General features: G+C 55.5%; 12 protein-coding genes. 4 read left to right on the top strand and 8 right to left on the bottom strand.

All coding sequences use genetic code 11. From position 1 onward, the window contains the following. Nucleotides 1-65 precede the first annotated feature (65 nt). Entirely contained in the window at nt 66-1,259 is a 1,194-nt protein-coding gene (gene fabV / locus ACX9GT_RS13135) for an enoyl-ACP reductase FabV (protein WP_473191464.1), read from the top strand. 54 nt (nt 1,260-1,313) lie between these two features. On the opposite strand, the gene uspE is transcribed toward fabV, so the two are convergent. The 5 genes from uspE to dalD form a co-directional block, all read right to left on the bottom strand. Continuing rightward, nucleotides 1,314-2,276: a universal stress protein UspE gene (gene uspE / locus ACX9GT_RS13130; protein ID WP_473191463.1), complete on the bottom strand. Its 963-nt coding sequence runs from the start codon at nt 2,274-2,276 to the stop codon at nt 1,314-1,316. 130 nt (nt 2,277-2,406) lie between these two features. Further along, the gene (gene fnr / locus ACX9GT_RS13125; protein WP_473191462.1) at nt 2,407-3,171 is read right to left on the bottom strand and encodes a fumarate/nitrate reduction transcriptional regulator Fnr; all 765 of its coding nucleotides are present in this window, start codon (nt 3,169-3,171) and stop codon (nt 2,407-2,409) included. Nucleotides 3,172-3,557: 386 nt separating this feature from the next. Then, complete coding sequence (locus tag ACX9GT_RS13120; RefSeq protein ID WP_473191461.1) at nt 3,558-4,850, bottom strand: MFS transporter; 1,293 nt, start codon at nt 4,848-4,850, stop codon at nt 3,558-3,560. 57 nt (nt 4,851-4,907) lie between these two features. Next, entirely contained in the window at nt 4,908-6,371 is a 1,464-nt protein-coding gene (gene xylB, locus ACX9GT_RS13115) for a xylulokinase (RefSeq protein WP_473191460.1), read from the bottom strand. A 12-nt stretch (nt 6,372-6,383) separates the two neighbouring features. Continuing rightward, entirely contained in the window at nt 6,384-7,769 is a 1,386-nt protein-coding gene (dalD, locus tag ACX9GT_RS13110; RefSeq protein ID WP_473191459.1) for a D-arabinitol 4-dehydrogenase, read from the bottom strand. 189 nt (nt 7,770-7,958) lie between these two features. Here dalD and ACX9GT_RS13105 point away from each other — a divergent pair, with 189 nt between their 5' ends. Continuing rightward, on the top strand, nt 7,959-8,912 hold the full coding sequence (locus ACX9GT_RS13105; RefSeq protein WP_473191458.1) for a sugar-binding transcriptional regulator: 954 nt from the start codon (nt 7,959-7,961) through the stop codon (nt 8,910-8,912). 8 nt (nt 8,913-8,920) lie between these two features. Here the strand turns inward: ACX9GT_RS13105 and ACX9GT_RS13100 are convergent, their stop codons facing one another. The 3 genes from ACX9GT_RS13100 to ACX9GT_RS13090 form a co-directional block, all read right to left on the bottom strand. Continuing rightward, nucleotides 8,921-10,114, bottom strand: coding sequence for an MFS transporter (locus ACX9GT_RS13100; RefSeq protein WP_473191457.1), 1,194 nt, complete (start codon nt 10,112-10,114; stop codon nt 8,921-8,923). Between the two features lie 19 nt (nt 10,115-10,133). Further along, nucleotides 10,134-10,658, bottom strand: coding sequence for a methylated-DNA--[protein]-cysteine S-methyltransferase (ogt, locus tag ACX9GT_RS13095; protein WP_473191456.1), 525 nt, complete (start codon nt 10,656-10,658; stop codon nt 10,134-10,136). Between the two features lie 133 nt (nt 10,659-10,791). Beyond that, on the bottom strand, nt 10,792-11,772 hold the full coding sequence (locus tag ACX9GT_RS13090; RefSeq protein ID WP_473191455.1) for an MBL fold metallo-hydrolase: 981 nt from the start codon (nt 11,770-11,772) through the stop codon (nt 10,792-10,794). Between the two features lie 211 nt (nt 11,773-11,983). On the opposite strand from ACX9GT_RS13090, the gene ACX9GT_RS13085 reads away from it, so the two are divergent. Beyond that, nucleotides 11,984-12,550: a chromate transporter gene (locus ACX9GT_RS13085; RefSeq protein ID WP_473191454.1), complete on the top strand. Its 567-nt coding sequence runs from the start codon at nt 11,984-11,986 to the stop codon at nt 12,548-12,550. Further along, nucleotides 12,547-13,068: a chromate transporter gene (locus tag ACX9GT_RS13080; protein WP_473191453.1), complete on the top strand. Its 522-nt coding sequence runs from the start codon at nt 12,547-12,549 to the stop codon at nt 13,066-13,068. The genes ACX9GT_RS13085 and ACX9GT_RS13080 overlap by 4 nt, the downstream gene beginning before the upstream one ends. Nucleotides 13,069-13,086: the final 18 nt, after the last annotated feature.

The following is a 13,086-nucleotide window of genomic DNA, read 5'->3' as shown; positions in this document are numbered from 1 at the left end:
AAACAGGGGCGCAATGAGGTATCTTATGTCCCGATTTCATCCATTTAACGGATCCTAGACCCATTATGATTATCAAACCTAAGGTTCGCGGCTTTATCTGCACCACCACTCATCCGGTGGGTTGCGAAGCCAATGTTCGTCGTCAGATTGCCTACACCAAAAAACAAGGCACCATTGCTAATGGTCCTAAGCGCGTGTTGGTGATCGGTGCCTCCACCGGTTATGGTCTGGCTTCCCGTATTGCTACCGCGTTTGGCAGCGGTGCCGCCACCATCGGCGTGTTCTTTGAAAAAGCGGGTACGGAAAGCAAAACGGCGACCGCGGGCTGGTATAACTCAGCCGCGTTTGACAAAGCTGCCAAGGAAGAAGGGTTGTACGCCAAGAGCATCAACGGTGACGCCTTCTCCAACGAATGCCGTGCCAAAGTGATTGAGCTGATCAAAGCCGATCTGGGCCAGATCGATCTGGTGGTTTACTCGCTGGCTTCGCCGGTGCGCAAAATGCCGGAGACCGGCGAAATCGTGCGCTCTGCGTTGAAACCGATCGGCGAGGTGTATACCACCACCGCCATCGACACCAATAAAGATCAGATCATCACCGCCACTGTTGAACCGGCGACGGAAGAAGAGATCCAGAACACTATCACCGTAATGGGTGGGCAGGATTGGGAACTGTGGATGTCTGCGCTGGAAGAGGCCGGGGTTCTGGCTGAAGGTGCAAAATCTGTGGCTTACTCCTATATCGGTACCGATCTGACCTGGCCAATCTACTGGCATGGCACGCTGGGCCGCGCCAAAGAAGATTTGGATCGTGCAGCCACTGCTATTCGCGGCGATTTGGCAGCCAAAGGCGGTACTGCCCATGTGGCGGTGCTGAAGTCGGTCGTGACCCAAGCGTCTTCTGCCATTCCAGTGATGCCGCTGTATATCTCCATGGCCTTCAAGATCATGAAAGAGAAGGGCATTCACGAAGGCTGTATGGAACAGGTTTCCCGCCTGATGCGTACCCGCCTGTACGGTGACGAACTGCCGCTGGACGATCACGCTCGTATCCGTATGGATGACTGGGAACTGCGTGACGATGTGCAGCAGGCATGCCGCGATCTGTGGCCGTCAATCACCTCGGAAAACCTGAGCGAACTGACCGATTACACCGGTTACAAGCAGGAATTCCTGCGCCTGTTCGGTTTTGGCCTGGAAGAAGTGGATTACGACGCCGACGTGAACCCAGACGTGCGTTTCGACGTGGTCGAACTGTAAGTTTACCCCCGCATAGCAAACAGGGCCTTTCGGCCCTGTTTTTTATCTTAAACTTTAATCTTCGTCGTCATGCTCGTCATCTTCATCCACCTCGATCGGGCAGTTGAAGTCATCGGGCTTCAGCACCAGCAGATCGCATTTCAGTTGGTCGATCACATGCTCTGCGGTATTGCCGATAAAGGCGGCAGAAATCCCGGTGCGCCCGAGCGTGCCTAATACCACCACACCGGCTTGCAGATGTTCGGCTAAATCCGGGATCACCTCTTCCGGCAAGCCCTTCTCAACGTGGGTGAACTCTTCTTTGATATGGAATTTCTGTCTTAACGCCTTCATGGCGATCAGATGTTGCCCGCGAATGGCGTCGTTATAAACGCTGGGGTCAAAATCCGGCAGTTCGATGGCGATATTGATCGGGGTAACCGGGTAGGCACCCACCAGGTGGACTTCGGTTTGATTGACGTTTTGCGCCAGCTCAAGGGTTTGCTGCACCAAGCGGATATTCAGCGGATCGTGATATGGCTCCTCGCTGGAAAGGTTGACGGCGACCAACGCTTTGCCGCCTTCTGGCCAAGGTTGATCTTTCACCATCCAGACCGGGCAAGGGCATTTTCGCAGCAGATGCCAGTCGGTTGGGGTAAAAATCAGCGATTCCAGCCGATCGTGCTGATGCGCCATTTTCAGCAGCAAATCGTGATTGCCACCCAGCACTTCCTGAATAATGGCCTCGTAAGGGCGATTGTGCCATACCACTTTGATTTCAATCGGAACGCCGTCCTCAAGGTAAAAACGGCACTGCTCTTTAATCCACGCTGCGCGTTGGTTGATCACCCCTTGCCGCATGGCGGTGCGTTCGTCCGGTGAAAGCAGGGTGGTCATTTCGTAAGAGAAGTCATAGATAGGAAGGAAGGCCTTGATTCGCCCGCCATTCCGCTTTACCAGGTAAACCGCCCGGCGAAGCGCCGGTTGATCGTCCTGATTGGGGTCAATAGCCACCAGAAGATTCTGATACTTCGCCATAGGGCCTCCTTCTTACAGCTGTAGATCAACAGTCTGTCCAATTACAGAGTAACTCAACATTGGAAAACAGGACAGCGACAGAGAAGTGCCAGGCCAATAAAATTTCAGCAAATTATTGGCCTGGTGAGTATTAAGCGCTGACGGATACGTTAATCTGTGACGTTCCCGCCAGTTGTGATAACGCCTCGGCGTTCTCGATGGTGATGTATTTGCCTTTCACGCTGAGGATTTCGCTTTTCTGGAAACGCCCCAACAGACGGCTGATGGTTTCAACCGTCAGGCCAAGATAGTTACCGATATCACCACGCGTCATGGTCAGGCGGAATTCACGCGGTGAGAAACCCCGTTCGGCAAAACGGCGTGACAGGTTATAGACGAAAGCGGCCAGGCGTTCTTCCGCATTTTTCTTCGACAGCAGCAGGATCATATCCTGATCGCCTTTGATTTCACCGCTCATCAGCCGCATGATTTGCTGGCGCAGGTTAGGCATTTTGCCGGAGAGATCGTCCAGCGTTTCGAAGGGGATTTCACACACCATGGACGTTTCCAGCGCCTGGGCAAAACTCGGGTGCTTCATGCCGCCAATGGCGTCAAAACCCACCAAATCGCCCGCCAGATGGAAGCCGGTAATCTGCTCATCACCTTGCTCGGTGATGGTGTAACTCTTGATGGTTCCGGAACGGATCGCGTACAGGGATTTCAATTCATCGCCCGCCTTGAACAGCGTCTGGCCTTTCTGGATCGGCTTTTTCCTTTCGATAATGTTGTCGAGTTGGTCTAACTCGTGCGTATTCAGGGTAAAAGGGATACACAGCTGGCTGATACTGCAGTCTTGGCAATGGATCGCACAACCACCAGACTGGATACGACGAATCACGCGTTTTTCCGGGATCATAGATTACGCTCATGCAATAATTGATATGAGTCAATTTTAACATCTTTTGCGGCAGGTGATAAGAGCAGCAATAACAAGATTAGGGGTATTGTGTGCGAATTTTAAACGATGGTTCCGCCGATTATTCTATAGCTTACTGAAGTTACTTGGTTTATTGATAAATCGCCTAACCGGCCGGTTTCCGCTATCGATTGATAAATAACGAAGTAATTTGTCTATCCCCGCAGAATTTTTTTGTCCTGCATATGGTGAGTTTCTCGCGACAATCACGACAAGTGATGATCGCCTTGATCAACAAATCAATATTTCACCATAACCCACTGCCGCCGCGCTGCGCAAAACCCGGTAAAAGGCAGTGCGCAGGCGGCGGCAAATAATGTTCCGGCTTACTGTGCGGTATTTTTAGCCAACACCTCGTTGCTCAACCGATAGTGCGGCACCGAGTTATGGCCCGGCTGTTCAACTTTAACCACCAGCGTCAGCACCGCCGCCACCAGATATAATCCGGTATACACCCAGACCACCCCAACAATATCGAAGAACGGCAGGATGATGGAAGCGATGGCCGGGGCGGCAAAATTACTCAGGCCAGCGGACAGGTTATAGATAGAAATGGCCGCACCTTTATGTTCAGGCTCCAAGACCGGGAACACCGCTGTCATCGGCACAAAAGCCGCCACGGTGATCCCCAGCATCACCGCCGGGATCAGCGCAGCCCAGAAGTTGTGGCCGAAATAGACCGGCAGGTAATAGAACGCCAGGCTGGAAATAGCGCAACCAATGCAGCCAAACCAGCGAACCTGCCGCATCCAGCCGATTTTTTCCCCCAGAATGCCCCACATGATATTGGTAAAGATGGTGACGAAGAAGAACACCGCCCAGATTTGCAGCCATTCGGACATGCTGAAGCCCAAACGGCCGACAAACAGCATCGGCATGATCACCGCAAAACCAAACAGTGACAGCGTATTGATGATGCGGATCAGGCTGGCGAGAAAGATATTGCGGTTGGTGAACAGAATGGTCACCGCACGGGAAAGTTCCTTCAGCTTCTCTTTCGGCGTTAAATCGGCTTTGCTGCTGGGTTGACCCACGTTGCGCAGCAGTACCAGCGCCATCACGCCACCGGCGGTGACCCAGGCGATGGCAAACCACAGCGTACCGGTTTCACCGATCAGCGGAATGGTGAAACTGGGCAGATAGCTACCCACACAGCCGATGCCGATGGAGTACATCGCCCAGAACCAGCCCATCGCCGAAGAGAGTTGCTGCTTTGGTACGTTCTGCACCACCAACATCACAAAGGAATAGATGAACAACGGATAGGCCAGGCCGCGAATGCCGTAGAACAGCAACATCAGCGGGTAATTTTTCATCCCCAGGCCAAACAGCATAAACAGCACGTGCATCACCACCCACAGGATAAAGCCGATGCGCATCGCTTTCTGCGGGGTGATGATCTCTGCCACCACGCCGGAACTCCAGGCGGCTAGCGCTGCCGCCAGGCCATACACGGTAAACACCAGCGCCGACTCCGCCGGTGAAAATCCCATATCGGTGATATGTTTCGACAGAAAGGCCATCTCAAAGCCATCGCCGCTCATGAAAACGGCAATGGCGATATAACCCCAGAACAGGTTCATCGGTAGCCCAAACCAATGCTTGTGCGTTTCTTGCATAGCAAACTCCAACGTAGGTGTAAGGGAACAGGTTTTTTTATTATTTATTACGCCGGGTTATGCCCGGCGCAGTGCTAGCTGTTGTTGATACAGTTGGCGGTAAACCGCCAGCCGCTCGGTCAGTATCGGTTGACGTTCACCGTTAGGCAGGAAGCTGCGCTCGATGGCCGGTTTATGACAAACCTGTGCCACGGTGCCACCGGTGGCCAACCAGCCCAAGCGCGCCGCACCCAAGGCACCACCGGCTTCGCCACCCTGATGGGTGACTACCGGCAGATCGAGCACATCGGCCATCAGCTGTGCCCAATGCTCACTGCGTGCGCCGCCGCCGATCAGCGAACATTGTTGCAATCGTGTTCCCGCCTGCAGCAGCACCTCCAGCCCGTCGGCCATGCCAAACGCCACGCCTTCCAAGACCGCGTAGCCCATCGCTGCCCGCTGATGAGCATGAGTCAGACCATGGAAAGCCCCTTGCGCCAAAGGATCGTTATGCGGGGTGCGTTCACCGGAAAGATAGGGCAGGAATACCGGTGCCAGCCGCTGTTCCGCCTGATTCATCTGGGCGATCTCGGCCAGCAACGTGGTTTCATTGCTGCCCACCAGTTGGCAGAACCAGCGCAATGCACTGGCAGCAGTGAGCATCACGCTCATCTGATGCCAACGATCGGGCAGGGCGTGGCAGAAGGCATGAACGGCCGATTGCGGATTCGGGCGAAAACGATCGTTAACCGCAAACAGCACGCCGGAAGTGCCTAAGGAGATGAATGCATCGCCGGGATTAACCGCGCCAATACCCACTGCGCTGGCGGCGTTATCACCACCGCCACCGGCAATAGTGACATTGTCACATAACCCCCAGGCGCGGGCGATATCGCCTTTTAACTGGCCGGAGGCTTCACTGCCTTCGACCAGGCGCGGCATATGGTCGCGCGTCAGGCCACAGGCGGCGAGCAGGCTATCCGACCAATCCCGTTTCGCCACATCGAGCCACAAAGTTCCGGCAGCGTCCGACATATCAGATACTTTGTCACCGCTCATCATCCAGCGCAGAAAATCTTTCGGCAGCAGCACGGTAGTGGTCTGCGCAAAGATCTCCGGTTCATGGCGGGCGACCCACAGCAGTTTTGGCGCAGTGAAGCCCGGCATGGCCAAGTTACCAGCGATCTGATGCAGTTCCGGCGCGCTTTGCGTCAGTTGTTGGCACTGCTCGGCGCTACGGGTGTCATTCCACAGAATGGCTGGGCGCAAAACCTGATTATCACGGTTGAGCAGCACCGCGCCGTGCATTTGGCCGGACAGGCCCAGCGAGCGGATTTGCGGCCATTGCTGCGGTATTTTACTGCGCAGACGGGCGACCACCGCCTGCGTAGCTCGCCACCAGTCGGCGGGATCCTGCTCTGCCCAGTGTGGATGCGGGCGCTGCACGTCCAGCGCCTCACCAGCGCTGGCGACAATGCTGCCGCTGTCATCAATCACCACGGCTTTGATTTCTGAAGTGCCTAAATCGAGTCCTAAATACATGATCCGCTCCCGTTATTGCGCCAGCCAGTGGTTAACCTTGTCGATCGATTGGCGCAGCAACTGGGCAAACGCTTCACTTTGGGCCAAGGTGCTGAACAGCTTTTCATCGGCGGCAAAAACCGCCACCGGATCGGCGCTGTTGAACATCTGGTGCACGCTGTCGGCGTCCAAAATGCCGTCCTGATAGTCATAAGGCAGGTTGTTCTGGTGCCAGCGCTGCATAAAGACAAAGAACAGCGCAGGCAGCATGGCGGTGGCCGCAGGCACCTGGCCGCGCTGATAGCATTCCTGCAAGGTGGGGGTGATAAAACCGGGGATTTTGGAGAAGCCGTCGGCGGCCACGCGCTGATTGGTATCACGGATGTAAGGATTACTGAAGCGCTCCAACACCACGTCACGGTAAGCAGCCAAATCAAGCGGGCTTGGGGTCAGCGACGGGATCACATCCTGCGTGACATAGTCGTAAGCCAACTGGCAGATCGCAGGCGTCCCGGTGCTTTCGTGGATAAAACTTTGGCCAATCAGCGTACCCGCCCAGGCAATACAACTGTGGCTGGCATTGAGAATGCGGATTTTGGCTTCTTCATACGGCAATACCGAGGCAACCAGCTCAACGCCCACGTCTTCCAGCGCCGGACGCCCGGCAATGAAGTCATCTTCGATCACCCACTGGATAAAGGCTTCGCCCATCACTGGCGCACGATCCTGGAAGCCAGTAGTCTGCGCCACGCGTTGGGCAACGTCTGGCGAAGGGCGCGGCGTAATGCGGTCAACCATGGTATTCGGGCAACGGGTATGGCTTTCAATCCAGCCGATCAGCGCCGTTTCCTGGCGCAGTTGCAGGAACTGCATCAAACCATGGCGGAAACGCTCACCGTTATGGCGCAGGTTGTCACAGTTCAGTAACGTGACAGGGTCACCATTAAGCTGTTTTCTGTGCGCCAGCAGTTGGGCGATAGTGCCATAAATGGTGCGGCAACCACCCAGCAGATCCGCCTGAATATCGGCATTGTTCTGCTCCAGGTTGAACTGGTTATCCAGATAGTAACCCCCTTCGGTCACGGTGAAGGAGATGACGCGGGTTTCTGGGCGCGCCCCTTCAGCCATCAACGCTGCGAGTTCGTTATCCCAAGGGATCACTTTGCGAATGGAAGTGATGGTTTCGTACTGGCGATCACCTTGCGGAGTTACGGTTTCCAGCACGTATTGACCGTTTTGCTCTGCCAGCGCGTTAAGCAGTGGCGTTGCGTCGTCGCGGATATTGGCTAACGCAATCGACCAGCGCGTATCGCCGTTGGCAATCAGGCGGTGCAGATACCATGCCTGATGAGCTCGATGGAAAGAACCGGCACCAATATGCAGCCAAACGGCGGGGGAAGCGTTCAAAGGGTTGCTCATAATGTTCTCCGTCAAAGGTAGTTTTGAGCATCGGCCCAAATATTGGGCATTTGCTCTTTTGCTGGCGCTAGACTAATTAAACTTTTGCCCTTTAAATGGGCTTTAGCTCACAAAAGTGCAAATCGATAGCCCCGAGCAGCAGGAATGCCAGTAAAATGGGGCATCAGTGTTAGAAGGCAGAAGGGTTAAATGAGTCGACACGATAAGAAACTGGATCAGGCCGCACGCGCCGCCTGGATGTATTACGTGGCTGGGCAGACCCAGCATGAGATTGCCGATGCGCTCGGCGTATCGCGCCAGGTGGCGCAACGTTTGGTGGCGCTGGCGATCGACAGCGGCCTGATCAGCGTCAATATCTCGCATCCGGTCGGCCGCTGCATGGAACTGTCCGCCCGCCTGAGCGAGCGCTATGGGTTGAATCTGTGCCAGGTGGTGCCGAGCCAAGGCATGGCGAGCGCAGGGCTGAACCGGGCGGTGGCGGTAGCCGGTGCTGAAGTGATGGCGCAGTTTATCCGCGCTGAACAACCGCTGATCATTGGCGTCGGTTCTGGCCGCAGCCTGAAAGCGGCGATTGATGAATTACCCGATTTTGAACGGCCGCAGCACAGCTGCGTGTCACTGATCGGCGCGATTGCTGCCGACGGTTCTTGTACGCGCTATGACGTGCCGCTGTGGATGGCAGAAAAAACCCAGGGCCGTTACTTTATTCTGCCTGCACCGCTGTTTGCCGACAGCGAACAGGACCGGGCTCTGTGGTGCAATCATCGCATTTATCGCACGGTAAATGAGAAAGCCAGCCAGGCCGATGTGACCTTTATCGGCATTGGCACCGTCGAAGTTCAGTGCCCGTTGCACCAGGATGGGTTTATCTCAGAGGAAGAGGTTGAGCGTTTAGCGGCCGCCAATGCGGTCGCCGAAATGCTGGGGCATTTTATTGACAGCGAAGGGCAGCGGGTAGCCAGTGAGCTCGATCAACGCTTGACCAGCGTCAACCTGCGGCAGCAGCCAGAAAAACCGGTGATCGCCTTGGCCGGTGGTGCGGAAAAACATCGCGCCATCCGCGCCGCGCTGTTAGGCCGCTGGATCAACGGCCTGGTTACCGACGAAGAGAGTGCGTTAGCCTTGCTAGAGCCAACGGTATGAACCATGTTTCAGTATTTCTGAACGATACTCGGTGCCAAACGCAGGCCTAACAGCGTAATGATGCAGATGATCGCCCCGGCAAAGAATGTCGATTCCGCGCCCCAGAATTGCCACAACATGCCAGCCCCAAAACTGGCCAACAGCAGCGCGATGCCACTCATCAGGTTAAACATTCCATAGGCAGTGCCGCGTAAATCCGGCGGGGCGGTGTTGGCGATCATGGCTGCCAGCAGGCCCTGAGTCATCCCCATATGAATGCCCCACAGCGCCACCCCGAATAACAGACCGCTCCAGTGGTTGCTGAATGCCAGTACCAGATCGGCGGCGATCAGCACCCATAATCCTAGCTGCAACATGCGGCTGTGGCTCATGCGATCGGAGAGTTTACCGAAGGGATAGGCAGAAAAAGCATACAGAAGATTCATGGCCACCATAACGAGCGGGATCAGCGCCAGAGAGATGCTCATCTGTTGGGCTCGCAACACCAGAAAAGCCTCACTGAATCGAGCCAGAGTGAATACCGCTCCGAGGCCGACAACCCACCAGTAGGATTTCCCCAGTCGGCGCAGATTTTCACGCCGGATGGGGTTAGTGCGCTGATGCGTAACCGGCAAGCGGGGTTCATGTAGGCCGAAAAACAGCAGCGCCACAGCCAGCACGGCAGGGATCACCGCCACCCAGAAAATGGCCCGAAAGTCATTATGCCACAGCAGCATTAATCCGACGGCGAGCAATGGGCCGAGAAAGGCACCAATGGTGTCCAAAGACTGGCGTAATCCAAATGCAGCCCCGCGAAGTTCGGCAGGGGTAACATCTGCGACCAGAGCATCGCGCGGAGCCCCACGAATGCCTTTGCCTACCCGATCCAGCAAACGCGCGCCGAGAACCATTCCCGATGATGAAGCAATGGCAAAGAAAGGCTTGCTGAGCGCACCCAATCCATAACCGAGCAACGCCAGCCCTTTGCGTTTACCCAGGTAATCGCTGAGTACGCCGGAGAACACTTTAATGATTAACGCGGTGGCTTCCGCGAGGCCTTCAATCAACCCTATCATTAAAACGCTGACGCCTAACGTAGTGGCCATAAACAGCGGCAGCAGGCTGTGGATCATTTCAGACGAAATATCCATCAGCAGGCTGACACCACCAACGACCCAAACCCCAGCAGGAATGCGGCCCAGCGTTGAAAAGCGAGATAGCATGATGTTAATCCTAAAAGGTTTAAATCAGATCTTTTGGCAGATAGCCTTCATGCCTGAGCAGCCACTGTTTGCGCTGCACGCCGCCCGCATAGCCGGTGAGCGCACCCTGCGCGCCAATCACCCGGTGGCAGGGCACCACAATGCTGATGGGGTTGGAACCATTGGCCATGCCCACTGCGCGTGAAGCGGTCGGGCGGCCGATGCGTTTTGCCAGTTCGCCATAGGTAATAATCTCGCCGCAGGGGATCTGGCGCAGTTGCTGCCACACGGTGCGCTGGAATTCGGTCCCGGCGGTCATCACCGGCACGCGGTCAATCACCGTCAACTCACCGGCAAAATAACGCTGCATCAGTTCGGTCAGGCCGCCGGGGTTAGCTTGCTCCTGCAACGTAAAGCGATCGGCACGGTAATGGGTGTTCAGCAGCTTCATCAGGCGTGCTTCATGATCGGTCCAATCCAGGGCGCGCATGCGGCCTTGTTCGTCACCGATCAACACCAGTTCACCGACCGGCGTCGGCATACGATCAATAAAAAAAGTCTGCATGTTGTTCACTCCTCAGGTTTGAGGTGCAGATTATGACATGAAAAATCGCAGAGCGATGGCGGATTTCGGACATCAAGTAAGTCATCGGAAGGGGATAGCACATGCACCAAAATGCATGTGCTGGAACGCTATATCACGGCTTTTTACTGGCTACTGGTGCATATTCAACGGGTACCCAGGCATAACCCAATTTCTCGGCGCGAACATGCCCCAGCCCAGGGAATGGTAAGTGTGCCCCACCGACCCACAGCTGTTTTTTGGCGGCGTCAGCAAAAACTTTCAAGCGTGTGGCAATGGCTTGTTTGCTATCGGTATCAAACTCCAGCGAGACTTTCGGTTGAGCAAATTGCAGCGAATGGCTATGCACAATATCGCCCCACAGCAACAGGTTTTGCCCTTCGGAACTGAACAGGTAAGCGGTGTGCCCTGGCGTATGGCCCGGCGTTGATACCACCTCTACACCGGGGAGCAAGGCGTCGCCTGGCGCATAGCGCTTCAGCCGCCCTTGTGCTTCATAAGGGGCCACGGCCTCTTGCGACAGTTTGAACATCGGCTGTGCCGCTTCTGGTGCTTTCTGTGCAATCTCCTTGCTCAACCAGTAATCGGCTTCTGCCTTGGCGACATACACCGTCGCGTTAGGGAAGGCCGCTTTGCCCTGATCGTTGATGCCGCAGGCGTGATCCGGGTGCAAGTGGGTCAGCAATACGCTGTCGACCTGTTCAGGTTGATAACCGGCAGCGCGCAGATTGCTCTGAATCTTTCCTAGCGTTGGGCCGAAGCACTGTGCCGTGCCCGCATCCACCAGGATCAGATGCGTTCCGGTATTCACTAAGAAAGCGTTAACCGCGGTTTGCATCCCTGAAGTGCTGTCGACAAACATGCGCGCCAGCAGCTTTTGCATATCGGGTTCGCTGATGTTGTGGAATAGGCTGGTCTTTAACATCGTGTTGCCATCGTACAGCGCCGTGACTTCCATGTTACCCAGCATCATGCGGTAGTAACCGGGAACCTGGGTTTGCTGCTGTGCAGGCACACTGGCGGCGCTGATCTGCGGCACCACGCTGGCGCAGGCCAAAGCGATGGCTAATAACGTGCGGCGAAATGATTGATTCATAAAGATCCCTTTTAAATGGATGGAGAGGAGATGACTGTGGGTGATAATACATTGCGGTGAGCGTAAATTTTATATCAACAAATGCGCTTACTCACCAGAGATATCAATGGGAAGGGAATAGTGATTGCTTGCCGTTAATCCATTAGACATTCTGGCGTGGCTGCGCGCATCATGCGAACAATCAACATAAATGAGCGAGATGGAAAACCTTATGACGGCCCCTAACACAGCCCACGCCGAAGTCAGTGCGCCACCGGATAACACCGAACTATTTCTCGGTTTTTTAATGCTCGGTTTGACCGGCTTTGGCGGGGTACTGCCACTGGCACGCAGCATGCTGGTTGAGAAGAAGCGCTGGCTGACCGGAGCACAGTTCACCGAGCTATTAGGCCTGTGCCAATTCCTGCCAGGAGGGAACGTGATCAATCTTTCCGTGGCGGTGGGCATGGAGTTTCGTGGGTTACGTGGCGCACTCTGTGCTTTGCTGGGCTTGATCTGCGCCCCCACCGCGATCGTCATCGGTTTAGGTGTGATGTACGCCCGCTTTCAGAACGAACCCCATGTGCAGCACGTTTTTGCCGGATTGGCTGCGGCCGCTGCGGGGTTGCTGCTTTCTACCGGGATAAAAATGCTGCTACCGCTGCGGGGGAAATGGCTGGCGTTGGCGGTGGTTGCCATTTGCCTGGTAGCGATCGCCTGGCTGCATTTACCGCTATTACCCACCATGCTGGTGCTGGCCGCGCTGAGTATGTTGTTGGCGTGGAGGAGGCTTTTATGATGGTGGTCTTAATCTCGTTGGCGATCATTTTTAGCCAGCTTTCGCTGATGGCATTGGGCGGAGGCTTGACGATCTTGCCGGAAATGCAGCGGCAGGTGGTGGACGTACATCAATGGATGAGCGCACAGGAATTCAGCGCCCTGTTCGCCATGGCGCAGGCAGCACCGGGGCCAAATATGATGATCGTGCCGTTGATTGGCTGGCACGTGGCGGGTGGGGCCGGGCTGCTGGTTGTATCAGTGGCTAATTTTGTCCCTTCTTCCGTGTTGACGGTGCTGGTGATGAAGGCCTGGAAGCGGTTCAAGGACAAACCGTGGCGGCGCATTGTGCAAGCCGGGTTGGTGCCGGTAACGGTTGGGCTGGTTGTCGCCAGCGGCATCTTGATCAGCGAGGCGTCGGTCACCCACTGGCGGCTGGCGCTGCTGACCCTGCTGGCTACGGCGTTAGGGATGAAAAAACGCCTCCACCCGCTGTGGATCCTGGCCGGCGGGGCGCTGTTGGGGTTATTGGTGGCTTGATGGCACCAGCGCATCATA

Source organism: Serratia sp. YWN4, from assembly GCF_055790845.1.
The sequence above is the reverse complement of the archived record's forward strand: the minus strand, read 5'-3'. Positions and strand labels throughout refer to the sequence as shown.